The 22,144-nt window shown below is 67.5% G+C and carries 23 protein-coding genes; 11 read left to right on the top strand and 12 right to left on the bottom strand.

Annotated features, from left to right (window positions below):
- Positions 1-33: 33 nt before the first annotated feature.
- Positions 34-492: a CBS domain-containing protein gene (locus ACFPOE_RS16545; RefSeq protein ID WP_376851304.1), complete on the bottom strand. Its 459-nt coding sequence runs from the start codon at positions 490-492 to the stop codon at positions 34-36.
- Between the two features lie 97 nt (positions 493-589).
- On the opposite strand from ACFPOE_RS16545, the gene ACFPOE_RS16540 reads away from it, so the two are divergent.
- The 4 genes from ACFPOE_RS16540 to ACFPOE_RS16525 are packed head-to-tail and all read left to right on the top strand — an operon-like array spanning position 590 to position 4,344.
- On the top strand, positions 590-1,897 hold the full coding sequence (locus ACFPOE_RS16540) for an O-acetylhomoserine aminocarboxypropyltransferase (protein WP_376851302.1): 1,308 nt from the start codon (positions 590-592) through the stop codon (positions 1,895-1,897).
- Positions 1,894-2,700: an alpha/beta fold hydrolase gene (locus ACFPOE_RS16535; protein ID WP_376851301.1), complete on the top strand. Its 807-nt coding sequence runs from the start codon at positions 1,894-1,896 to the stop codon at positions 2,698-2,700. Before ACFPOE_RS16540 ends, ACFPOE_RS16535 begins: the two co-directional genes overlap by 4 nt.
- Entirely contained in the window at positions 2,697-3,983 is a 1,287-nt protein-coding gene (locus ACFPOE_RS16530) for a cytochrome P450 (protein ID WP_376851299.1), read from the top strand. The genes ACFPOE_RS16535 and ACFPOE_RS16530 overlap by 4 nt, the downstream gene beginning before the upstream one ends.
- A gap of 28 nt (positions 3,984-4,011) precedes the next feature.
- Positions 4,012-4,344 (top strand): Mpo1-like protein, encoded by a 333-nt coding sequence (locus tag ACFPOE_RS16525; RefSeq protein WP_376851297.1) that lies wholly within the window; start codon positions 4,012-4,014, stop codon positions 4,342-4,344.
- Here ACFPOE_RS16525 and ACFPOE_RS16520 read toward each other — a convergent pair.
- On the bottom strand, positions 4,341-5,543 hold the full coding sequence (locus ACFPOE_RS16520) for a YihY family inner membrane protein (RefSeq protein ID WP_376851296.1): 1,203 nt from the start codon (positions 5,541-5,543) through the stop codon (positions 4,341-4,343). The genes ACFPOE_RS16525 and ACFPOE_RS16520 overlap by 4 nt on opposite strands.
- A gap of 23 nt (positions 5,544-5,566) precedes the next feature.
- Between ACFPOE_RS16520 and ACFPOE_RS16515 the strand changes: the two genes are divergently transcribed.
- From ACFPOE_RS16515 to xth, 6 genes are all read left to right on the top strand, one after another.
- Complete coding sequence (locus ACFPOE_RS16515; RefSeq protein ID WP_376851295.1) at positions 5,567-5,959, top strand: DUF2069 domain-containing protein; 393 nt, start codon at positions 5,567-5,569, stop codon at positions 5,957-5,959.
- Positions 5,956-7,365, top strand: a complete 1,410-nt coding sequence (locus ACFPOE_RS16510) for an FAD-binding oxidoreductase (protein WP_376851293.1) — start codon at positions 5,956-5,958, stop codon at positions 7,363-7,365. Before ACFPOE_RS16515 ends, ACFPOE_RS16510 begins: the two co-directional genes overlap by 4 nt.
- A 164-nt stretch (positions 7,366-7,529) precedes the next feature.
- Positions 7,530-8,345 carry a thymidylate synthase gene (locus ACFPOE_RS16505; RefSeq protein ID WP_376851292.1) on the top strand — a complete coding sequence of 272 codons (816 nt, stop codon included), beginning with the start codon at positions 7,530-7,532 and terminating at the stop codon, positions 8,343-8,345.
- Positions 8,342-8,842 (top strand): dihydrofolate reductase, encoded by a 501-nt coding sequence (locus tag ACFPOE_RS16500; protein ID WP_376851290.1) that lies wholly within the window; start codon positions 8,342-8,344, stop codon positions 8,840-8,842. The genes ACFPOE_RS16505 and ACFPOE_RS16500 overlap by 4 nt, the downstream gene beginning before the upstream one ends.
- 1 nt (position 8,843) lies before the next feature.
- Entirely contained in the window at positions 8,844-9,440 is a 597-nt protein-coding gene (locus ACFPOE_RS16495; protein WP_376851289.1) for a DUF4337 domain-containing protein, read from the top strand.
- A gap of 7 nt (positions 9,441-9,447) precedes the next feature.
- Positions 9,448-10,224 carry an exodeoxyribonuclease III gene (xth, locus tag ACFPOE_RS16490; protein ID WP_376851287.1) on the top strand — a complete coding sequence of 259 codons (777 nt, stop codon included), beginning with the start codon at positions 9,448-9,450 and terminating at the stop codon, positions 10,222-10,224.
- A 103-nt stretch (positions 10,225-10,327) separates the two neighbouring features.
- On the opposite strand, the gene ntrC is transcribed toward xth, so the two are convergent.
- From ntrC to ACFPOE_RS16460, 6 genes are all read right to left on the bottom strand, one after another.
- Complete coding sequence (gene ntrC, locus ACFPOE_RS16485) at positions 10,328-11,818, bottom strand: nitrogen regulation protein NR(I) (RefSeq protein WP_376851285.1); 1,491 nt, start codon at positions 11,816-11,818, stop codon at positions 10,328-10,330.
- Between the two features lie 36 nt (positions 11,819-11,854).
- On the bottom strand, positions 11,855-12,925 hold the full coding sequence (glnL, locus tag ACFPOE_RS16480) for a nitrogen regulation protein NR(II) (protein ID WP_376851284.1): 1,071 nt from the start codon (positions 12,923-12,925) through the stop codon (positions 11,855-11,857).
- A gap of 5 nt (positions 12,926-12,930) precedes the next feature.
- Complete coding sequence (locus ACFPOE_RS16475) at positions 12,931-13,428, bottom strand: hypothetical protein (RefSeq protein WP_376851282.1); 498 nt, start codon at positions 13,426-13,428, stop codon at positions 12,931-12,933.
- A 161-nt stretch (positions 13,429-13,589) separates the two neighbouring features.
- Complete coding sequence (gene glnA / locus ACFPOE_RS16470; RefSeq protein WP_376851281.1) at positions 13,590-15,008, bottom strand: type I glutamate--ammonia ligase; 1,419 nt, start codon at positions 15,006-15,008, stop codon at positions 13,590-13,592.
- Between the two features lie 208 nt (positions 15,009-15,216).
- Complete coding sequence (locus tag ACFPOE_RS16465) at positions 15,217-16,038, bottom strand: competence/damage-inducible protein A (protein ID WP_376851280.1); 822 nt, start codon at positions 16,036-16,038, stop codon at positions 15,217-15,219.
- Complete coding sequence (locus ACFPOE_RS16460; RefSeq protein WP_376851278.1) at positions 16,016-16,873, bottom strand: EI24 domain-containing protein; 858 nt, start codon at positions 16,871-16,873, stop codon at positions 16,016-16,018. Before ACFPOE_RS16460 ends, ACFPOE_RS16465 begins: the two co-directional genes overlap by 23 nt.
- Before the next feature lie 63 nt (positions 16,874-16,936).
- Between ACFPOE_RS16460 and ACFPOE_RS16455 the strand changes: the two genes are divergently transcribed.
- A complete protein-coding gene (locus tag ACFPOE_RS16455) occupies positions 16,937-17,707 on the top strand; it encodes an alpha/beta fold hydrolase (protein ID WP_376851276.1) in 771 nt (256 codons plus the stop codon).
- A gap of 3 nt (positions 17,708-17,710) precedes the next feature.
- Here ACFPOE_RS16455 and ACFPOE_RS16450 read toward each other — a convergent pair whose 3' ends face one another.
- From ACFPOE_RS16450 to ACFPOE_RS16435, 4 genes are all read right to left on the bottom strand, one after another.
- Positions 17,711-18,433, bottom strand: coding sequence for a 16S rRNA pseudouridine(516) synthase (locus tag ACFPOE_RS16450; RefSeq protein WP_376851274.1), 723 nt, complete (start codon positions 18,431-18,433; stop codon positions 17,711-17,713).
- Between the two features lie 70 nt (positions 18,434-18,503).
- Positions 18,504-18,815 (bottom strand): hypothetical protein, encoded by a 312-nt coding sequence (locus ACFPOE_RS16445; protein WP_376851273.1) that lies wholly within the window; start codon positions 18,813-18,815, stop codon positions 18,504-18,506.
- A gap of 378 nt (positions 18,816-19,193) precedes the next feature.
- Positions 19,194-20,360, bottom strand: a complete 1,167-nt coding sequence (locus ACFPOE_RS16440) for an ABC transporter substrate-binding protein (RefSeq protein ID WP_376851271.1) — start codon at positions 20,358-20,360, stop codon at positions 19,194-19,196.
- Positions 20,361-20,489: 129 nt separating this feature from the next.
- Positions 20,490-22,133, bottom strand: a complete 1,644-nt coding sequence (locus ACFPOE_RS16435; RefSeq protein ID WP_376851269.1) for a tannase/feruloyl esterase family alpha/beta hydrolase — start codon at positions 22,131-22,133, stop codon at positions 20,490-20,492.
- Positions 22,134-22,144 lie beyond the last annotated feature (11 nt).

Genomic DNA, 22,144 nt, shown 5'->3' with positions numbered 1-22,144 from the left:
CGGCGCTGGCCGTCAGCCCGGTCCCGCGACGCCTCAGGGGGGCGACGCTTCTTCCTCGCCACCGGGCCAGTCGCGGATGTAGGCCTTGAGCATCTTGTTCTCGAAGTTCTGGCTGTCCACCACCGCCTTGGCGACGTCGTAGAAGCTGATCACGCCCATCAGCATGCGGCGCTCCATCACCGGCATGTAGCGCGCATGGCGGTCCAGCATCATGCGGCGCACCTCGTCCAGGTCGGTTTCGGAGGTGCAGGTGAGCGGATGGTCGTCCATCGCGCTGCGCACCAGCGTGCTGCCGACCGAGCCGCCGTTCTTCACGATGCACAGGATCACTTCGCGGAAGGTGAGCATGCCCACCAGGTCGCCATGCTCCATCACCACCAGCGAGCCGATGTCCTTCTCGGCCATCGCGTCGATCGCCCGGGACAGGGGTTCGTCCGGCGTGACGGTGTACAAGGTGTTTCCCTTGACGCGCAGGATGTCGCTGACTTTCATGGGATGCTCCCTGGCACCGCTGGGGGGTACCGTCGAACGAATATAGCCCACAATCACGGGCGTCACAACGCGAGGGGCCCGGCCCCGAGGAGGCTCCATGGCCGGCTATTCCGATCCCGGTTTCGACACGCTGGCGCTGCATGCCGGCGCCGCGCCCGACCCGGCCACCGGGGCCCGCGCGGTGCCGATCCACCTGACCACGTCGTTCGTGTTCGAGTCCAGCGACCACGCCGCCGCCCTGTTCAATCTCGAGCGCGCCGGCCACGTCTATTCGCGCATCAGCAACCCGACCAACGCGGTGTTCGAGCAGCGGGTCGCGGCGCTGGAAGGCGGCATCGGCGCGATCGCCACCGCCAGCGGCCAGGCGGCGCTGCACCTGTCGATCGCGACGCTGATGGGCGCCGGCTCGCACATCGTCGCGTCCACCGCGCTGTACGGCGGCTCGCAGAATCTGCTGCATTACACGATGCGGCGCTTCGGCATCGAGACCACCTTCGTCAAGCCGGGCGACATCGACGGCTGGCGCGCCGCCGTCCGGCCTAACACCAAGCTGCTGTTCGGCGAAACCGTCGGCAATCCGGGGCTCGACGTGCTGGACATCCCGGTGGTGAGCGCCATCGCGCACGACGCCGGCGTGCCGCTGCTGGTGGATTCGACTTTGACAACTCCCTACCTGATGAAGCCGCTGGATCTGGGCGCCGACCTGGTCTATCACTCGGCGACCAAGTTCCTGTCCGGCCACGGCACCGTCATCGGCGGCGTGGTGGTGGACGGCGGCAGCTTCGACTGGGACGGCCCGAAGGCCGCCGGCCGTTTCACCGAACTCACCGCGCCCTACGAGGGCTTCCACGACATGGTGTTCAGCGAGGAATCCACCGTCGGCGCCTTCCTGCTGCGGGCGCGGCGCGAGGGCCTGCGCGACTTCGGCGCCAGCATGAGCCCGCACACCGCCTGGCTGATCCTGCAAGGCATCGAGACGCTGTCGCTTCGGATGGACCGGCACATGGGCAATACCCGCAGGATCGTGGAGTTCCTGGCCGCCCATTCCTTCGTTTCGCGCGTCGGCCACCCGATGCTGGAAACCCATCCCAGCCATGCGCTGGCTCAGAAGCTGCTGCCCAAGGGCGCCGGCTCGGTGTTCAGCTTCGACATGAAGGGCAACCGCGAGCAGGGCAAGAAGTTCGTCGACACGCTCAAGGTGTTCAGCCACCTGGCCAACGTCGGCGACTGCCGCTCGCTGGTGATCCACCCGGCCAGCACCACGCACTTCCGCATGACCGACGACGCGCTCGCCAGCGCCGGCATCACCCAGGGCACGATCCGGCTGTCGATCGGGCTGGAGGATGCGGACGACCTGATCGACGACCTCAAGCGCGCACTGAAGGCGGCGGAGAAGGCATCGTGAAGCTCACGGTCAACGGCCACGACACCTTCTGCTACACCGGCGGCAAGCCCTTCGACGCCGCCAAGCCGACGCTGGTCTTCATCCACGGCGTTCTGAACGATCACAGCGTCTGGATCCTGCAGACGCGCTACTTCGCCCACCATGGCTGGAACGTGCTGGCGCCCGACCTTCCCGGCCATTGCCGCAGCGCCGGCGACCCGCCGCGGACGGTGGAAGACGCCGCCGCCTTCGTGCTTGCCCTGCTCGATGCGGCCGGCGTGCAGCAGGCGGCGCTGGTGGGCCACAGCTTCGGCTCGCTCGCCGTCCTGCAGGCGGCGGCGACGGCGCCGCGGCGCGTCTCGCATCTGGCGCTGCTCGGCACCGCATCCCCGATGAAGGTCTCGCCGGCCCTGCTGGACACGTCGCTGAATGCGCCGATGCAGGCCATCGACATGGTCAACGTGTTCTCGCACTCGCTGCTGGCGCCGCCGCCGTCGGCGCTCGGCCCCGGCACCTGGCTTTATGGCGGATCGAAGGCGCTGATGAAGCGGGTGCTGGCCAGCAACAGCGAGGTCAATGTCTTCCACCGCGGCTTCAAGGCCTGCGACGACTACCGCGGCGCCGAGGCGGCGATGGAGAAGGTCAAGTGCCCGGTGCTGTTCATCCTGGGTCGGAGCGACGCCATGACGCTGCCGAGGATGGCGCAGCCGCTGATTGCCAAGGCGCCGGGTGCGAAGGTGGTGACGGTCGAGGCGGGCCACCAGATGATGGTGGAAGCACCCGATGCGGTGCTGGCGGCGCTGGTCGGCTTCCTGCAGCCATGAGCGTGGTCGTCACGCCGGCGATGACGCGCCAGCGGGCCGAGGAGATCGCCGCCGGCTTCGACCTGCGGGCGCTGCCGCCGGACTTCTACGCCAACCCCTATCCGGTCTACCGGGTGCTGCGCGAGACCGAGCCGGTGCGGCGCATGCCGGACGGCTCGTATTTCCTCACCCGCTACGCCGACCTGGTCGCCGTGTACCGCGACGCCACTGCCTTCAGCTCCGACAAGAAGGTGGAGTTCACGCCCAAATACAACCATGGCCCTTACGGTAACGGCGGTCCGTGCTCGCCCCTGCTGGAGCACCACACGACCAGCCTGGTGTTCAACGACCCGCCGCTGCACACGCGGGTGCGCAAGCTGATCATGGGCGCGCTGACCCGCCGCGCGATCGCGGGCATGGAAACCGGCCTGGCGGCGCTGGTGGAGCGGCTGCTCGATGCGATCGGCAGCCGCGGCGGCGGCGACCTGATCGAGGACTTCGCCTGCGCGATCCCGGTGGAAGTGATCGGCAACCTGCTGGACATCCCGCACGCGGACCGGGCACCGCTGCGCGGCTGGTCGCTGGCCATCCTTGGCGCGCTGGAACCCAGGCTGACGCCGCAGCAAGAGGCGCTGGGCAACCGCAGCGTCGCCGAGTTCACCGCCTATCTGCGCAAGCTGGTGGCGCAGCGCCGCCGCGCTCCCGGCGATCCGGACCACGACGTGCTGACCCGCCTGATTCAGGGTGAAGCCGGCGAGCAATTGAGCGAATCGGAGCTGCTGCACAACTGCGTGTTCATCCTCAACGCCGGCCACGAGACCACCACCAACCTGATCGGCAACGCCCTGGTGGCCCTGCAGGAATGGCCCGCTGCCAGGGCGGCCCTGCTCGGCAAGCTGCAACGGGAGCCGGGTGCCGACCTCGGGCCGGAGGTGGACGAGTTCCTGCGCTTCGAATCCTCCAACCAGCTGGGCAACCGGCGCGCGACCCGTGCGCAGACCATCGGCGGAGTCGCCTTGCCCGACGGTGCGCTGGTGACGCTGGGTATCGGCGCGGCCAACCGCGATCCGGCGCAGTTCGCCGATCCGGACCGGCTGGACTTCTCGCGCGCCGACAACCGCCACCTCGCGTTCGGCCTGGGCATCCACCAGTGCGCCGGCCTGAGCCTGGCCCGGCTGGAGGCACGGATCGCGATCGGCGCCTTCCTGCGCCGCTTTCCGGCCTACCGCCTGAGCGCCAGTCCCACCCGGGGCGGACGCGCGCGCTTTCGCGGGTTCTTGCAGGCGCCGTTCAGCGTGGCGTAAAGTGCCCGCATCACCACAGGAGAAGAGCATGAGCATGGACATCGCACCCGCGAGCGACCCCAAGGCGTTCCAGAGCTTCGCCCAGTTCTATCCCTTCTACCTGAGCGAGCACGGCAACCGCACCTGCCGCCGGCTGCACTTCGCCGGCTCCACGCTCTCGCTGGCCTGCCTGGCCCTGCTGGTGGCCACCGGCAACGCGCTGTGGCTGCTGGCGGCCTTGCTGGTGGGCTACGGCTTCGCGTGGATCGGCCATTTCGGCTTCGAGAAGAACAAGCCGGCCAGCTTCAAGCGGCCGCTCTACAGCTTCATGGGCGACTGGGTGATGTACAAGGACATCTGGACCGGCCGCATCCCGTTCTAGACGACGTCCTTCAGCGCCAGCGCCGACAGCCTGCTGGCCTTCCACAGCGGCGCCGTCACCGCGCTGTCGCCCAGCAACAGCTTGCGCAGCAAGGGCTCCAGCGGCGTCGATGCAGGATCGGCCAGCAGCACGTAGCGGGTGCGCTCCTCGTCCTCGATCTCGTTGATGCGGCCCACCCAGTCCAGGCCCACCAGCACCTCCAGCGCCGGTTCCAGTTGCAGCGGGTCGATCCGCAGTTGCTGCGCCAGCTCCGCCAGGCTGAGGCCATGGCTGCCCGACGTGCGAGCCCGGTTCAACTGCTGCAGCGCCTCGAGCGCCAGCTGCAGCGGCCAGCCGGGACCGCCGTCGTCGCGGCCGCCGCCGATCATCAGCACCGGCAGGTAGGCGGCGATCACTGCGCCAAGCAGCACCACCAGCCAGGCGACGTAGATCCAGACCAGCAGGATGGGCAGCGCGGCGAACACGCCGTAGACCATCGAATAGGTCGGCACCACGCCGAAGTAGACGGTCACCAGCTTCTTGGCGATCTCGATGCCGGTGGCGGCGAACACCGCGCCGGCCCAGGCATGGCCGCGCCGCACGTGGGTGTGCGGCACGTAGCGGTAAAGGGCGGCCAGGCCGGCCGCCAGCAGCAGGAATTCCAGCAGCCCAAGCCCGGCACGCACGCCGACGGGCATCGGCCCGAACACGCCGCGCGAGCCCGGCACCACGTACGACGAGATGCTCAGCACGGCGCCGAGCAGCAGCGGCCCCAGGGTCATCACCGTCCAGTAGATCAGCACCCGCCGCGCCAGCGGCCGCTGGCGCCGCACCCGCCAGATGTTGTTCAGCGTCCGGTCGATGGTCAGGATCAGCGCGAAGGCCGAAATGAACAGCGCCACCAGGCCCGCGGTGCCGAGCCGGCTGGCCTTGCCGGCGAATTGCGTGAGGTAGCCCAGCACCTGCTGCGCGATGGTGTCCGGGATCAGGCTCTGGATCAACCAGGCCTGCAACGCGCCCTGCACCTTGTTGAACATCGGAAAGGCCGTGAAGACCGCAAGCGCCACGGTGAAGAACGGCACCAGCGCGATGGTGGTGGTGAAGGTCAGGCTGCTGGCCGTCAGGCTGAGCCGGTCTTCGCGAAAACGCTCCGCCAGCTTCAGGGCCGTGGACATCCAGGGGAAACGCCGCAGGTCCGTGAGAAGTTGGCGCAGGTTCATCGCCCGCTATGATGCCATCGCCCATGCTGTCGTCCGACGCCGCCTCCCCCGCCCCCGCCAACCCCGCTGTCGCGATCACGCGCGCGGTGGCGGTCGGCTGCGTGCTGGCGCTGATCGTGCTGGGCCTGGCGTGGGAGCTGTGGCTGGCCCCGGTGCGCAGCGGCGGCAGCTGGCTGGCCCTGAAGGTCCTGCCGCTGTGCTTTCCCATCGCCGGCCTGCTGCGCAACCGGATGTACACCTACCGCTGGGTCAGCCTGCTGGTCTGGCTCTATTTCACCGAGGGCGTGGTGCGCGCCGCCAGCGACCGCGGGCCGGGCCGCTGGCTGGCGGCCGCCGAAGTGATCCTCTGCCTGCTGTTGTTCGCCGCCTGCGTGATGCATGTCCGCACGCGGCTGGGAAAGGCCGCTGCGTCGTGAACCTGATCGAAACCCTGCGCGGCGCCGTCGGCGCCGCCAACGTGCTGACCGAAGGCGACCTGAGCGCCTGGGAGCAGGACTGGCGCAAGCGCGAACGCGGCAAGGCGCTGGCGGTGGTGCGGCCCGGCTCGACGGCCGAAGTGGCCGCCGTGGTCAAGGCCTGCGCCGCAGCGGGCGCGGCCATCGTCGCCCAGGGCGGCAACACCGGCCTGGTCGGCGGCTCGACGCCGGACGGCTCGGGCACGCAAGTGCTCATGAGCCTGCAGCGGATGAACAAGGTGCGCGGCATCGACGCGGCCAACCTGACGATGACGGTGGAAGCCGGCTGCGTGCTGCAGACGCTGCAGGAGACGGCCGAGCGCCAGGGCCTGCTGTTTCCCCTGAGCCTGGCGGCCGAAGGCAGCTGCACCATCGGCGGCAACCTCGGGACCAACGCCGGCGGTACGCAGGTGGTCCGCTACGGCAACGCGCGCGAGCTGTGCCTGGGCCTGGAGGTGGTGACGGCGCAGGGCGAGGTCTGGGAAGGCCTGAGCGGACTGCGCAAGGACAACACCGGCTACGACCTGCGCGACCTGTTCATCGGCAGCGAGGGCACGCTGGGCATCATCACGGCCGCGACGATGAAGCTGTATCCGCTGCCGGCCGCCAGCCTGACCGCGTGGGCTGCCGTGCCCTCGCTGGAAGCGGCCGTCACCCTGCTGGGGCTCGCCCACAAGGGGCTGGGGGCCGGGCTCACCGGCTTCGAGGTGATGGGCCAGTTCGCGCTGGAACTGGTGGCCAAGCATTTTCCGCAGCTGCGCGTGCCGCTTTACCAGCAGACGCCGTACTGTGTGCTGCTGGAGAACTCGGACCACGAGTCGCAGGAGCATGCGCGCGCGCAGTTCGAGCGGCTGCTGGAAAACGCGCTGGAGGACGGCTGCGTCACCGACGCCGTGGTCGCCGAGAACATCGCGCAGGCCCACCAGCTGTGGCACGTGCGCGAGAGCATCCCGCTGGCCCAGGCCGAAGAGGGGCTGAACATCAAGCACGACATCTCGATTCCGGTCTCGCGCATTCCCCAGTTCTGCACTGAAGCCGACGCCTTGCTGCGGCAGGCCATCCCCGGGGTGCGGCTGGTCAATTTCGGCCACCTGGGCGACGGCAACCTCCACTACAACGTGCAGGCGCCCGAAGGCGGCGACATGGCGGCCTTCCTGCGCGATTGCGAGCCGCAGGTCAATACCATCGTCTACGACGCCGTGTCGCGCTACGACGGCTCGATCTCCGCCGAGCACGGCGTCGGCACGCTCAAGCGCGAGAAGCTGGAAAAGCACAAGTCCCCGGTCGCCCTGGCCCTGATGCGCTCCATCAAGCAGTCGCTCGATCCGCACAACCTGCTCAATCCCGGGCGGGTGTTGAAGGCCTGAAGCGGACAGCCGGACGCAGAATACGCAGAAACAACGCAGAAACAACGCAGAAGTCGCAGAAAGGAAAGCCTCAAAGGAATTCCTGAATCCTTCTGCGTCTTCAGTGTGGTTCTGCTTCTTCTGTGTCCTTGTCCCTGTTTTCCGTCCCGGCATAATTCTTTCCCATGACAGCCGACCGCCCGATCCGCTCGCAGTACGAAGACTTCATGCGCCATGTCTACACGCAAGGCACGCCCAAGACCGACCGCACCGGCACCGGCACCCGCAGCGTGTTCGGCCACCAGATGCGCTTCGACCTGAACGAGGGTTTTCCGCTGGTGACGACCAAGAAGGTGCACCTGAAGGCGATCATCCACGAGCTGCTGTGGTTCCTGGAGGGCTCCAGCGACAACAACAAGCTGCGCGAACGCGGCGTCACCATCTGGGACGAATGGGCGCGCCCGGACGGCGACCTCGGGCCGATCTACGGCGTCCAGTGGCGCAGCTGGCCGACACCGGACGGCGGCACCATCGACCAGATCGCGGAAGCGGTCAGGACCATCAGGACCAACCCGGATTCGCGCCGCATCATCGTCAGCGCCTGGAACGTGGCGGACATCCCGAAGATGGCGCTGGCCCCGTGCCACGCGTTCTTCCAGTTCTACGTGGCGGACGGCAAGCTCTCGTGCCAGCTGTACCAGCGCAGCGCCGACATATTCCTGGGCGTGCCGTTCAACATCGCCAGTTATGCCCTGCTGACGCACATGATGGCGCAGCAATGCGACCTGGGCGTGGGCGACTTCATCTGGACCGGCGGCGATTGCCACATCTACAACAACCACCATGAACAGGTGGAGCTGCAATTGAGCCGGGCGCCGCGTCCCTACCCGGTGCTGGAGATCAAGCGCAAGCCCGCTTCGATCTCCGACTACAGGTTCGAGGACTTCGAGGTGCACGGCTACGACCCCCACGGCGCGATCAAGGCGCCGGTCGCGGTGTGAAGAGGCTGCACCTGATCTTCGCCCGCGCCGCCAACGGCGTGATCGGCAAGGACGGCGGCCTGCCGTGGCAGCTGCCGGAAGACATGGCGCACTTCAGGCGCCTCACCAGCGGCCACCCGGTCATCATGGGCCGCAAGACCTGGGATTCGCTGCCGCCCAAGTTCAGGCCGCTGCCCGGGCGCACCAACATCGTGGTCACCCGCCAGCCGCAATGGCAAGCGGCGGGCGCCGTGCGCGCCGCTTCGCTCGACGATGCGGTGGCCCTGTGTCCGGACGGCGCCGACGCCTGGGTGATCGGCGGCGCCGAGATCTACCGGCAGGCGCTGCCGCTGGCGCACACGGCCGTCGTCACCGAGATCGACGCGCAGTTCGAAGGCGACGCCCACGCGCCGTCGTTCGGCCCGCAATGGCGCGAGGCCGCGCGCGAGCCCCATACTGCGGCCAGCGGGCTGGCGTTCAGCTTCGTCACCTACGAGAACACAACCCGAGGAGATTGAGATGTCGGAAGCAGGCTTTCACGTGCACGGACCCCATGAGCACGAACTGGAGCACGCCACCCAGGGTGCGCACGAGGGCGCGCACGGCGCCGGCGGCGGGATGATCAACCAGATCGCGATGTCCACCGCCATCATCGCGACCGTCGGCGCCATCTTCGGCTACATGGGCGGCGCGACCCAGGCCAACGCCAGCCTGTTCAAGAACAACGCGGCGATCAAGAAGACCGAGGCGTCCAACCAGTGGAACTACTTCCAGTCCAAGAGCACCAAGCAGTCGCTGGCCGAGGTCTCGCGCGACCTGTCGCCGGAGGACAAGAAGGGCGTCTACCAGGCCAAGATCGACCGCTACGAAAAGGAAAAGAACGAGATCAAGACCGTGGCCGAGGGCTACGAGAAGCAATCGCTGGACTGGGACAAGCGCAGCGACGAGCAGATGCACCAGCATCACCGCTGGGCGCAGGCCACCACGGTGCTGCAGGTGTCGATCGCGCTGGCGGCCATCGCGCTGCTCACGCGCAAGAAGTGGCTGGAATACGGCATGTTCGCGATGGCCGGCGCCGGCGTGGTGGTCGGCGTGCTGGCGGCGCTGCACATCTGAGGGGCCGATGAAGATCACGACCTGGAACGTCAACTCGCTGACGGCGCGGCTGCAGCACGTGCAGGACTGGCTGGCGGCCAATCCGGTCGACGTGCTGTGCCTGCAGGAACTCAAGCTGACCGACGACAAGTTCCCGCTGGACGTGCTGCGCGGCATCGGCTACGGCCACTGCGCCGTGTTCGGCCAGAAGACCTACAACGGCGTGGCGATCATGAGCCGCACGCCGCTGCGCGACGTGGTGAAGAACATCACCGGCTTCGAGGACGACCATTCGCGCGTGATCGCCGCCACGCTGGACACGCCGGACGGCGCGCTGCGCCTGGTCAACGGCTACTTCGTCAACGGCCAGGCGCCGGGGACGGAGAAGTTCGACTACAAGATGAACTGGCTGCGGGGCCTGCAGGCCTACCTGCGCGACGAAGTCGCCAGCCACCCCCGACTGGTGCTGCTGGGCGACTTCAACATCGCGCCGGAAGACCGCGATTCCTTCGACCCGGTGGGCCTGGCGGAAACCATCCACCACACGACCCAGGAACGCGACCACTTCAGGCAGTTGCTGGCGCTGGGCCTGGTGGACAGCTTCCGGCTGTTCGAGCAGCCGGAGAAGAGCTTCAGCTGGTGGGACTACCGCATGCTGGGCTACCAGAAGAACCGCGGCCTGCGCATCGACCACATCCTGGTGACCGAGCCGCTGCGCGCCGCCGTCAAGGCCTGCACCATCGACCGGGTTCCGCGCAAGTGGAAGCAGCCCAGCGACCATGCGCCGGTGACTGTGGAAATCTGAAATCGGGACCGGGGGCAAGGACGCAGAAAAATACCTGAAGGATTTCCTTCTGCGGCTGCTGCGCTTCTTCTGCGCCTTCTGCGTCCGGCCATCCGTTCCCGCCCTATTCCAGCCCCAGCTCCTGGATCTTGCGGGTGATGGTGTTGCGGCCGATGCCCAGCTTCTGCGCCGCCTCGATCCGGCGGCCGCGGGTGTTGGACAGCGCGGTGAGGATCAGCCTGGATTCGAAGCGCCTGGTCAGCTCTTCCCACACGTCGTGCCGGCCGCTGGCCAACAGTTCCAGCGCTTCGGCTTCCAGCCCTGCTTCCCACGCCTGCGGGCCGGACGCGCGCACGGGCAGCGCAGCAACGCCGGCTGGCGGTTCGGCCGAGCCCGCTTCCACGCCCTTGGGTTCGCCCGCTGGCACGGCGCTGCGCGCGGCTTCCGCCGGGTGCGGCGCTACCTCTGGCGGCAGGTCCTTGGGCTCGATCAACTGCGCCGGCGCCATCACGGTCAGCCAGTGGCAGATGTTCTCCAGCTGGCGCACGTTGCCCGGGAAGGCGAACTGCGTGAGGTAGGCCAGCGACGCATCCGAGATCCGCTTGGGCTCCACCCCCAGCTGCTTGGCGCTGACGCCCAGGAAATGGCGCGTCAGCATCGGGATGTCTTCCAGCCGCTCGCGCAGGGCCGGCAGCCGCAGGCGGATGACGTTCAGGCGGTGGAACAGGTCTTCGCGGAAGGCGCCGTCCTTGACGCGCTGTTCCAGGTCCTGGTGGGTCGCGGCGATCACGCGCACGTTGGCCTTGACCGAGTTGTGGCCGCCCACCCGGTAGAAGTGGCCGTCCGACAGCACGCGCAGCAGCCGCGTCTGCAGGTCGAAGGGCATGTCGCCGATCTCGTCCAGGAACAGCGTGCCGCCCTCGGCCTGCTCGAAGCGTCCGCGCCGCATCGTCTGCGCGCCGGTGAAGGCGCCGCGCTCGTGGCCGAACAACTCGCTTTCGAGCAGGTCCTTGGGAATCGCCGCGGTGTTGATCGCAACGAAGGGGCCGCTGGCGCGCGGGGAATGCTTGTGCAGGGCGCGCGCGACCAGCTCCTTGCCCGAGCCCGATTCGCCGGTGATCATCACCGTCACGTTGCTTTGCGACAGGCGGCCGATGGCGCGGAACACGTCCTGCATCGCCGGCGCCTGCCCGAGCATCTCGGGCGCCGCGGCCATCCGCTCTTCGGCCACTTCCTCGCGCTGGCTCTCCTCCACCGCGCGGCGGATCAGCTCCACCGCCTTGGGCAGGTCGAAGGGCTTGGGCAGGTATTCGAAGGCGCCGCCCTGGAAGGCGGAGACCGCGCTGTCCAGGTCGGAGAACGCCGTCATGATGATCACCGGCAGGCCGGGATGTTTCTCCTTGACCTTGGTCAGCAGGTCCAGGCCCGAGCCGCCGGGCATTCGGATGTCGCTGACCAGGATCTGCGGGCCTTCGTCGTCGGCCGCGTCGTCCAGCGCGGCCAGGACTTCGCGCGGGTTGGTGAAGCTGCGGGTGGGAAGGTCTTCGCGCAACAGCGCCTTCTCCAGCACGAAGCGGATGGATTGGTCATCGTCAACGATCCAGATCGGCTTCATGTATTTTTTCAACCTCAGGTCAATCGACTACGAACATCAGGGCAACGGAATCAGGATCTTGAAATCCGTCCGGCCGGGAACGCTGTCGCACTCGATCAGGCCATGATGCTGCTGCACGAAGGTTTGCGCCAGCGTCAATCCCAGCCCCGACCCGCCTTCCCTTCCTGATACCAGGGGATAGAAGATGCGGTCCCTGATCGAGTCCGGCACGCCGGGCCCGTTGTCGATGACATGCAATTCCAGTGCCAGTCGGTAGCGCTGCTTGCCGAAAGTGACCTGCCTGGCGATGCGCGTGCGAAAAACCAGCTGCGCATCGCCTGCCGCGATGCGGTCCGCAAGCGCCTGGCAGGCGTTGTGCGCGACGTTCAACACGGCCTGGATCAGCTGCTCGCGGTCGCCGCGGAATTCGGGAATCGAGGTGTCGTACTCGCGTACGACCCGCAGGCCGCGGGGGAACTCCGCCAGGATCAGCGAGCGGACCCGCTCCAGCACCTCGTGGATGTTGACGTCGCCGACGACATGCGGGCGCCGGTGCGGCGCCAGCAGGCGGTCCACCAGCGTCTGCAGCCGGTCTGCCTCGTGGATGATGACCTGCGTGTACTCGATCAGGTCGCGCGAATCGACCTCCATCTGCAGCAACTGCGCCGCCCCGCGGATGCCGCCGAGCGGGTTCTTGATCTCGTGCGCGAGGTTGCGGATCAGTTCCTTGTTGGCCTGCGCCTGGTCGATCAGGCGCTCTTCCCGGTCCTGCTTGGCCTGGGACTCCAGCGGCAGCAGCTCCACCACGATCTCGCCGGCCTGGTCGGTCTGCGCCACGATCACATGGACCGGAATCGGATCGTGCGCCGGCCGGTTGAGGAACGCGTCATAGCGCAGGGCGGCGAACTCGTTGCCGGCGGCGCCTTCGAGCGCGTTCTGCAGGATGTGCGGCTCGGTGAAGCAATGCGCGAAGGCCGAACCTTCGATGGTGCGGCGCGAGGTGCCAAGCGCGTCCTCGAGGGCGGCGTTGGCGAACAGGACGGTGCCGTCGGATCGGACCACGGCCACCAGCGTGGCCAGGAGATCGAAGGACTGGAAGCGGGCGTGCGGGGGAAGAGGCTTGCTCAAGCAGCCTATTTTGACGCAGGAACCCGATCGAGCTCGCGCTTGATGCCGGCGATGTCGTTCTGGTTGCGGGCGATGCTGGCTTTCAGTTCGGCCACGCGGTCCAGGTACTTCTGGTAGTTGCGGCCTTCGGAACCCTGCTTGTCCGGCTCGCCGTTGTTGAATTCCTTGAGCAGCTCGGCCTGGCGCACCTCGGCCTTCTTCAGCTCGGATTCCAGGATCTGGCGGGCGTCGGAATCGCGGGCCTTCTGGTCTGCGGACTCGACCCGGGTGCCGGCCGACGCCAGCTTGGTGGACGCATTGCTGGCGCTGCCACTGGGTGCGCCCTGCACGCGCGTGCCTTCGACGACGGTGATGTAACCGCCTTCGACCAGCTTGCAGTTCTTGGACTTGGCTTCGGCGGCGTCATTGGTGTAGGCGTTGCCGCAGCGGAAGATCCGCGCCTGCGCGTGGCTGTTCGCAGCGAACACCAGGGCAGCGAGGGGAATGAGGTAGGCGTATTTCATGGGAACTGGTTCTCCTCGCATCGGGATGCAGGGACGGCCTTGCAGTATCGCGCTTTTCCTTCAAAAGTCCAATTAAGCCATTGATTCAAAAAGGAAAAGGACGGCCGGGGCCGTCCTTTTCGTGCCACAGACTGTGGGAAATCACAGTCCGGGAAGCCGCCTTACAGCGAGTAGTACATGTCGAATTCCACGGGGTGGGTGGCCATGCGGAAACGCGTCACTTCCGACATCTTCAGCTCGATGTAGGCATCGATCATGGTGTCGGTGAACACGCCGCCCTTGGTCAGGAAGCTGCGGCCCTTGTCCAGGTAGTCCAGCGCCTGGTCCAGGCTGTGGCAGACGGTCGGCACCTTCGCGTCCTCTTCCGGCGGCAGGTGGTACAGGTCCTTGGTGGCCGCTTCGCCCGGGTGGATCTTGTTTTCCACGCCGTCCAGGCCGGCCATCATCAGCGCCGCGAAGCCCATGTAGGGGTTCATCAGCGGATCCGGGAAGCGCGCCTCGATCCGGCGGCCCTTGGGGTTGGCCACGTACGGGATGCGGATCGACGCCGACCGGTTCTTCGCCGAGTAGGCCAGCTTGACCGGCGCCTCGAAGCCCGGGACCAGCCGCTTGTAGCTGTTGGTGCCGGGGTTGGTGATGGCGTTGAGCGCGCGGGCGTGCTTGATGATGCCGCCGATGTAGTACAGCGCGAAGTCCGACAGGCCGGCGTAGCCGTCGCCGGCGAACAGGTTCTTGCCGTCTTTCCAGATCGACTGGTGCACGTGCATGCCGGAGCCGTTGTCGCCGACCAGGGGCTTGGGCATGAAGGTGGCCGTCTTGCCGTACGCATTGGCGACGTTGTGGACCACGTACTTCAGGAGCTGGGTCCAGTCGGCGCGCTGCACCAGCGTGCTGAACTTGGTGCCGATCTCGTTCTGGCCGGCGCCGCCCACCTCATGGTGGAACACTTCCACCGGGATGCCGAGCGACTCCAGGATCAGCGACATCTCGGCGCGCATGTCCTGCATGCTGTCCACCGGGGGCACCGGGAAGTAGCCGCCCTTGACCGTGGGACGGTGGCCCTTGTTGCCGCCTTCGAGCTTCTTGCCGCTGTTCCACGGCGCTTCGTATTCGTCGATCTTGTAGAACGTGCCCGACATGTCGGTGTTCCAGCGCACGTCGTCGAAGATGAAGAACTCGGGCTCGGGGCCGAAGTAGGCCGTGTCGCCCAGGCCCGAGGACTTCAGGTACGCCTCGGCGCGCTGGGCGATCGAACGCGGGTCGCGGTCATAGGCCTTGCCGTCGCCCGGCTCGAGCACGTCGCATGTCAGCAGCAGCGTGGTTTCCTCGAAGAAGGGGTCGATGTTGGCGGTGTTCGGATCGGGCATGAGCAGCATGTCCGACGCCTCGATGCCCTTCCAGCCGGCGATCGACGAGCCGTCGAACGCGTGGCCCGCGCTGAACTTGTCATCGTCGAAATGCGACACCGGCACGGTGACGTGTTGCTCCTTGCCGCGGGTGTCGGTGAAGCGGAAGTCGACAAACTTGACTTCGTTCTCCTTCACCATCTTCATCACGTCGGCGACGGTCTTGGCTGCCATCAGGTTCTCCTGGTTGGATGGTTGTTGAATCAATTGAACGGAAACGTTGAATGCAGTTTTTGTGCCAAAGCTGGTGCATGGCCGAAGCCGGCAAAGCTGGCGATTGTCGCCGAGATTTTGGCCTTTCCTGCGGTGGCGCGGCCCCGGCATGATGAGGCACGCCCCGGCTTAGTGCCTGGAGCCTTTGCACCTGAATGGTGCGCTGTCGTTATCGCACCAATTCGGGGCCCAGCTTGGCGCCGATCTGGCGCAGGCCGGCCAGCAGGTCCAGGTAGGCGGGCTCGACCGCCGCCGGCTCGCCCTTGACGCCCAGGTCGATGTGGCGGCCGTACTGCGGATGGTCGACGCTGGGCAGGCTGAACACCTTGACCCCGGGGTGCGCCTGCTCGATGTCCTGCATCAGGGGCGTCAGCGTCGCTTCCATCGAACCGAACACGATGACCGATTTCTCGAGGTAGGCCTGCTGGCGAAAGAGATGCGGATAGGTGTGGTCCAGCACCCACTCCATCATCGGCCAGGCCATCACCGGAAAGCCGGGGACGAAATGGACGTGCCCGACGCTGAAGCCCGGGATCTTGTTGTACGGATTCGGGATGATCCCTGCGCCCCGGGGGAACACGCCCATGTTCAGGCGGTGGATGTTGTCGGGCCGGTCCGGCTCGTAGGGGATGCCCTGCTCCTTCGCCATGTCCTGCATCCGCTCGCGGATCAGCGCTTCGGCCTGCGGATGCAGTTCGATATCCACGCCCAGCGCCCGCCCGGCGCACTGGCGCGTGTGGTCATCGGGCGTGGCGCCGATGCCGCCGCAGGAAAACACGACGTCGCCCGAGGCGAACGCCCGCTTGAGCGTCGCGGTGATGCGGTCGGGCGAATCGCCGACATATTCGGCCCATTCCAGCTGCAGGCCGCGCACGGCCAGCAGTTCGATCAGCTTGGGCATGTGCTTGTCGGCGCGCTTGCCCGACAGGATCTCGTCGCCGACGATGACGAGGCCGAAGGCAGGGCGCTCAGGGAGAGGGGATGTGGCCATCCCCCGATGCTACCGGGAGCGGCGCGGCCGTGGCGGCGGCCTGCTCGGCGCGCAACTGCTCCAGCGCCGCCAGGCAGTAGTGGGCGAACCAGAGCGACGAAAACGCGAAGACCAGCGTGTAGATCCAGATCGCCACGGGCACCAGCAGCACGAAGGCCGCGGCGAACAAAGCCCCGGAGGCCCACACCAGGCTCGGCGCGGCGCCGAGATAGCCGGTGACCACTCCCATCCCGAGCAGCCACATCCGGTGGCGCCGGAACACCGCGCGCCGCTCCTGCGTGCTGGCGTGCGCGGCCAGCGCATCGAAGGCCATCACGCGGTAAGTCAGCCAGCCCCAGATCAGCGGCGGCAGCAGCAGGATCAACGGCGGCACCAGCCACAGCGGAAGCGAAATCACCAATGCCACCAGCGCCAAGAACGCGGAGCCGAGCGACCACAGCGCGCTGGCCAGCAGCGAGCCGCCCTTCTTGCGCTCCAGCCGCGGGAAGCGGCGCTCGGCCACCATCAGGACCAGGGCCGGCGCCATCAGCACGGCCACGACCAGCAGCGAGAGCACGACGACGACCGGCGTGACCGCGAAGATCACGACCAGCGGCGCGACCACCGTCTTCAGGTTGCCCGCGCCCATGGATTGCAGCCAGCCCCAGACGCTCTTGAGCAGGTCCCAGGACTCCAGCCGCAGGAACACCCAGTCGACCGCGGCATCCCAGAACAAGTAGCCCATCGCCAGCGACAGGACGACCATGATCAGCAGCGGCAGGAACGACAGCGCGATGACGCGGGGCCGCAGGCAATAGGCGACCGCGCGCCAGAAGGAGTCGAGAAATAGGCTCATGGCGCGCAGCTTACCCGCGGCGCGACCGCCGGGCGGCGGCGCTGCTTGCGTAACATCGGGCCGATGGAAACGATCCAGATCCACGGCGTCGCGCTCGAAGTCCGGCGGCTGGCCGGCCCCGAAGGCCAACAGCGCGCCCCCATCGTGTTCCTGCACGAGGGCCTGGGCTCGGTCGCCATGTGGCGCGACTGGCCGCGCCAGGTGTGCGACGCGGCCGGGCGCGCCGGCGTGGTGTATTCGCGCCGCGGCTACGGCAACTCCGATCCGGTGCCGGACGTGCGCGGTGCCGGCCGGCTGGCGCCCGACTACATGCATCGCGAAGCCTGGGACGTGCTGCCGGCATTGCTGCAGGCGCTGGGAATCGAGCGGCCGGTGCTGCTGGGACACTCCGACGGCGGCAGCATCGCCCTGCTCCACGCCAGCCGGCACCCGGTGGCCGCCTGCGTCGTCATGGCGCCGCACGTGATCGTCGAAGACGTCTCGGTGCGCTCGATCGAAGCGGCGCGCGCCGCCTACCCGGCGGCGCTGCGCGAGCGCCTGAAGCGCTACCACGCCGACGTCGACGTCGCGTTCTGGCAATGGAACGACATCTGGCTCAGCCCTGCGTTCCGCACCTTCGACATCCGCCAGGACTGCCGCCGCATCGAGGCCCCGGTGCTGGCGATCCAGGGCTGCGACGACCCCTACGGCAGCATGCGGCAGATCGAGGAGATCGCCCCGACCCGCGGCAGCTTCCGCATGGAACAGCTCGCCGGCTGCGGCCACTCGCCCCACAAGGACCAGCCCGAGCTCACCTGCGGGCTGGTGACGCAGTTCCTGCAGGCCCTGCCCTGAGGATCAGCCCCGCAGCGCCGCCAGCTCGCCCGCACCCAGCCAGCGCCACTGGCCCGGCGCCAGGTCTGCGGGGAGCTCCAGCGCGCCGATGCGCGAGCGGTGCAGCCCCTCCACCCGGTTGCTCACCGCTGCCAGCATGCGCTTGACCTGGTGGTACTTGCCTTCGGTCAGGGTCAGCCGCAGGTGATGGTCGTCCACGATCTCGCAGGCGGCGGCGCGCACCGGCTGCGGATCGTCGTCGAGCACCACTCCCTGCAGCAGCTTGTCGACCTGCCTGGCGTCCAGCGGATGCTTGGTCGTCACCTCGTAGACCTTGGGAACGTGGTGCCGCGGCGAGTTCATGCGGTGGATGAACTGCCCGTCGTCGGTGAGCAACAGCAGGCCGGTCGTGTCCTGGTCCAGCCGCCCAACCGCCTGCACGCCCTGCACCGGCCCCTTCTGCGGCCGCTGGCGCAAGGGCGCCGGCAACAAGGTATAGATGCTGGGATAGGTGGAAGGCTTCTGCGAGCACTCGGTGCCGGCCGGCTTGTGCAGCATGACGTAGGCCTTCTCGTGGAACTCCCAGTCGCGGCCCTGCACCTGGAAGCGCAGGCCGGCGGTGTCGAAGTCGGCACTGGCATCGCGGCGAATCTCGCCGCCGACCTCGACCAGGCCCTGCTGGACCAGCCCGGCGCAGACCCGCCGGGTGCCGAAGCCCTGGGAATAAAGGATGTCCTGCAGTTGCATCCGGTCGAGTATCGCAAACGGCCCGGCAATCGCCCCCGCCGCCCGCTGCCCGCTGCCCGGGACCCTGCGCCTAGCGGGCGCCCGCCGCGGTCAGCTCGCGCTCCAGCGGCGACAGCTGACGCCCGACCCCGTGCAGTTCCTCGTACAGGCCCTGGCGTGCCCGCACGTCCGGTTCGGCGCTGATGCGCGCGCGAATGTCGTTGCGGCGGATCTGCAGGTCCGCCAGCCGGTTGGTCAGTGTCCCGAGCTGCTCGGGCGAGAGCGCGACGCGCGGGCGCTGCTGCGCGACGGTCGGGTCCCAGTTCCAGGCGTCCCGCACGGCGGAGACGGTCGAACATCCGGCCAGCAGGGCCGCGGCAGCCAGGCAAAGGGGAAAACGCATGGGGGCTCCAGGGAAACGGAGGCCCATCGTAAAAGAAAAAGGCCGCCAGCTGTGATGCTGGCAGCCTTCGCCGGTGTGTGGCGGAGCTGGCGGGAATTGAACCCGAGAGCGGCCCTTAACTGGTGCGGCTGCGGCTTGGCGCGCATCCGTGCGATTTGGGTACGATCAACTACGGACCCTGGCCGATGTCGCCGCACCCTTCACCGAACGATAGCCACGCGCGCATGTCACTCAGGAATCATTCTCGCATTCTATGCAGCGATAAGCTACCCCACCGGACAGATGTGCAGCGTCGGGCGACGTCTCGTACGACCGATGGCTCCCGGCTCAAGGCCGGGACGACAACCGCATTGTCATCGTGCGATGACAACGCCGTTGTCACTTGCTCTTGCCGGGGTCCTTGACGTCCTTGATGACGTCGAACTCGACGTTGTACAGCTCGCCGTCCTTGCGCTGCACCTTGCGCAGGTAGATGTTCTGGACGATGTCGCGGGTCTGTGCGTCGATGTAGACCGGGCCGCGCGGGCTCTCGAAGATCTGGCCCTTCATCGCGGCCAGCAGCGCGTCGCCGCCGCCGTTGCCGCCGGTCTTCTTCAGCGCTTCGTAGATCACGCGCATGCCGTCGTAGCCGCCGACGGCCATGAAGTTGGGGCGCAGGCCCTTGTTGGCCTTCTTGAAATCGGCCACGAACTTCTTGTTCATCGCCGACGGATGGGCCGCCGAATAGTGGTGCGAGGTGACCACGCCCAGGGCGCCGTCGCCGATGTCGTTGAGCTGGTCGTCGTCGGTCACGTCGCCGGTGCCGATCATCTTGATGCCGGCCTTGTCCATGCCGCGCTCGATGAACTGCTTCATCACGGCCGCGCCGGCGCCCGAGGGCACGAACACGAACAGCGCGTCCGGCTTGAGGTCGCGCACCTTCTGCAGGAAGGGCGCGAAATCCGGGTTGCGCAGCGGCACCCGCAGCGACTCCACCACCTGGCCGCCGTTGAACTGCAGGCGCTCCTTGAAGAACTTCTCGGCGTCGATGCCCGGGCCGTAGTCGCTGACCAGCGTCACGACCTTCTTGATGCCGTTCTTGGGCGCCCAGTCGGCCAGCGCCACCGATGCCTGCGGTAGCGTGAAGCTGGTGCGCACGATGTAGGGCGAGGCTTCGGTGATGCTCGAGGTCGCGGCGGCCATCACCACTTCGGGGGTCTTGGACTGGGTGGCGATCGGCGCGGTGGCGGTGGCCGACGGCGTGATGCCGAAGCCGGCGAGCACGTTGACCTTCTCGTTGACCACCAGTTCCTGCGCCAGGCGGCGGGTCACGTCGGGCAGGCTGGTGTCGTCCTTGACGATCAGCTGCACCTTCTTGCCGGCGACCGTGTCGCCGTTGAGTTGCATGTAGAGCTTGGCGGCCGCCTCGATCTGGCGGCCGGTGGTGGCCTGCTGGCCGGTCATCGGCAGGATCAGCCCGATCTTGAAGGCGTTGTCCTGGGCCGCTGCCGCCGTGATGCCGAACGCGGTGACAACTGCAACCGCGATAAGGGTTCTGCGTTTCATGGTCTTCTTTATCAGAGCTGGAAGAGGGGGAGGATGCATCCGCACGATTGGGCGCATCCAAGTCGGAAAGAGGAGGCTCCTGCCGGAGCACAGATGCGGTGGCGCGGCCACCGCATCCTTCAGGCGCCGCTAGTTCGCGGCGACGCAGCTGAAGTTCGCCGCGTCGTCGGTGCTGCCGGCGCCCTTGTAGCGAGCCACCTGCGGGTAGGGGCACAGCGGTCGGGTGCGGACCGTCGCGCCACTCTGGATGCGCGCCGCCGTGATGCTCGCAGGCGCGACCCCTTTCTCGGACCAGGCCATCAGCGCGCGGAAGATGTCGCGGTCCGGCGTGAGCGGAACGGCCCCGCTCGCACCCTGCCCGAAGGAATCCGTTCCCGCACCACCGCTGCAGTGGCCCATGCCCGGGACCATATACAGCCGCGAGAACTCATCGGCGCCAGCCACCGCCTTGGTCATGCGGTCGTAGTAGTTGACCGTGCCCTGCGGCATGATCAGCATGTCCGCCCAGCCGTGGTACATGATCAGCTTGCCGCCGCGTGCCTTGAAGCTGGAGATGTCGGGTGTGTCCGTGGCCATCAACGGCCCGACCGTGCGGATGTTATCGTTGAAGAAGCCTTCGTAGTTCTGCGCCGTCAATACGTTCCAATCCCAGTTCGGGTCGAAGTAAACCCAGTAGCGGGCCTGCTCGATCGGCACCGGGAAGGGCGCGGCGCCACCGGTGGGCGTCGAACCCGCGAGCGCTCCCAGGTCGGCACCACGTTCCACGCCGGGCCACAGCAGGCTGCCGTTCACCGTCCGGGCCCCGCCCCAGATGCGCTGCACGGCACTGGCCTCGTTCGGGCTCAGGCAGGAGCCGTCCGCCGCGGCGCATCCCGCCTTCGTGATGGTCGTATCGCGGCGCGGGTCGTAAGTGCACTGACGGGGATCGTCGATGACGCCGTCGGTGACGCCGTCGGCCGGGTCGCACGCGGCAACCGCCCGACTCGTGACCAGGGTGCGCTTGCCGGCGGACAGCGGCGTGACGCCCTCATCCTTGTAGACCACCTGCGGCCAGATCTGGTAGGCCTGGAAGCGGTCCCAGTGCATGGCGGGCGCGCCAGCGAGGATGGCGTCGTAGTCGCCCGGGAAACGCTGGGCCATCATCATGCCCTGGCGGCCGCCGGTGGAGCAGCCGTACCAGTAGGAGCGCACCGGATCCTTGCTGTAGAAGGCCTTGACGACCTGCTTGCCGACGCCGGCCATCAGGTGCTCGGAACGGTAGGCGAAATCGATCTGCAGTTGCGTGTTCGGCTGGCCGGGTGAGGCCATTCCGAAAGCACCGGACAGGAAGTTCGTCGAATGGCCCGTGTCGGTCGTGACGCCGACGAAGCTCTGGCGCACCGAATCCTGCGGCAGCGCCGGCACGCCGCCCGCGTACACGCCGTTGCCTTCGGCGCGGAACCTGCCGTTCCACGCCTTCATCGGCATGGCGACGTTGATGTTGATGGCCGGGTCGACCTTGAGCTTGACCAGGCAGTAGGAAACGGGGTTGGCCCCGGTCGTCGTGCCCGTGCTCACGTCCATCACGGTCACCGCCGCGTCCGCGGTCAACTTGGCGGCACTGAAACTCTGCATGGTGCACGCGCTGGTCGGATCGATGGCCACGTTCTCGGCCACGGGAGGCAACTGCGCCGCGTCATTGCCGCCGCCACCGCCGCAAGCGACCAGCATCGCAGCGGTCGCCAACCCCAGCATGGATTGCTGCGCTCTCTGGAATGAAGAACTTTGATTCAAGACTGCTCCTC

Source organism: Caenimonas terrae, from assembly GCF_042655405.1.
Taxonomy (GTDB): Bacteria; Pseudomonadota; Gammaproteobacteria; order Burkholderiales; family Burkholderiaceae_C; genus Ramlibacter; species Ramlibacter terrae_A.
This window is presented reverse-complemented; position numbering and strand designations above follow the sequence as displayed.

Coding starts and splice junctions, on each gene's coding strand:
- ACFPOE_RS16520 (WP_376851296.1), bottom strand. CDS start 5,543: ATGAACCTGCGCCAACTTCTCACGGACCTGCGGCGTTTCCCCTGGATG.
- glnA (WP_376851281.1), bottom strand. CDS start 15,008: ATGGCAGCCAAGACCGTCGCCGACGTGATGAAGATGGTGAAGGAGAAC.
- ACFPOE_RS16450 (WP_376851274.1), bottom strand. CDS start 18,433: ATGCAACTGCAGGACATCCTTTATTCCCAGGGCTTCGGCACCCGGCGG.
- ACFPOE_RS16505 (WP_376851292.1), top strand. CDS start 7,530: ATGACAGCCGACCGCCCGATCCGCTCGCAGTACGAAGACTTCATGCGC.
- ACFPOE_RS16540 (WP_376851302.1), top strand. CDS start 590: ATGGCCGGCTATTCCGATCCCGGTTTCGACACGCTGGCGCTGCATGCC.
- ACFPOE_RS16445 (WP_376851273.1), bottom strand. CDS start 18,815: ATGCGTTTTCCCCTTTGCCTGGCTGCCGCGGCCCTGCTGGCCGGATGT.
- xth (WP_376851287.1), top strand. CDS start 9,448: ATGAAGATCACGACCTGGAACGTCAACTCGCTGACGGCGCGGCTGCAG.
- ACFPOE_RS16440 (WP_376851271.1), bottom strand. CDS start 20,360: ATGAAACGCAGAACCCTTATCGCGGTTGCAGTTGTCACCGCGTTCGGC.
- ACFPOE_RS16515 (WP_376851295.1), top strand. CDS start 5,567: ATGCTGTCGTCCGACGCCGCCTCCCCCGCCCCCGCCAACCCCGCTGTC.
- ACFPOE_RS16475 (WP_376851282.1), bottom strand. CDS start 13,428: ATGAAATACGCCTACCTCATTCCCCTCGCTGCCCTGGTGTTCGCTGCG.
- ACFPOE_RS16545 (WP_376851304.1), bottom strand. CDS start 492: ATGAAAGTCAGCGACATCCTGCGCGTCAAGGGAAACACCTTGTACACC.
- ACFPOE_RS16460 (WP_376851278.1), bottom strand. CDS start 16,873: ATGAGCCTATTTCTCGACTCCTTCTGGCGCGCGGTCGCCTATTGCCTG.
- ACFPOE_RS16525 (WP_376851297.1), top strand. CDS start 4,012: ATGAGCATGGACATCGCACCCGCGAGCGACCCCAAGGCGTTCCAGAGC.
- ACFPOE_RS16495 (WP_376851289.1), top strand. CDS start 8,844: ATGTCGGAAGCAGGCTTTCACGTGCACGGACCCCATGAGCACGAACTG.
- ACFPOE_RS16465 (WP_376851280.1), bottom strand. CDS start 16,038: ATGGCCACATCCCCTCTCCCTGAGCGCCCTGCCTTCGGCCTCGTCATC.
- ACFPOE_RS16530 (WP_376851299.1), top strand. CDS start 2,697: ATGAGCGTGGTCGTCACGCCGGCGATGACGCGCCAGCGGGCCGAGGAG.
- ntrC (WP_376851285.1), bottom strand. CDS start 11,818: ATGAAGCCGATCTGGATCGTTGACGATGACCAATCCATCCGCTTCGTG.
- ACFPOE_RS16455 (WP_376851276.1), top strand. CDS start 16,937: ATGGAAACGATCCAGATCCACGGCGTCGCGCTCGAAGTCCGGCGGCTG.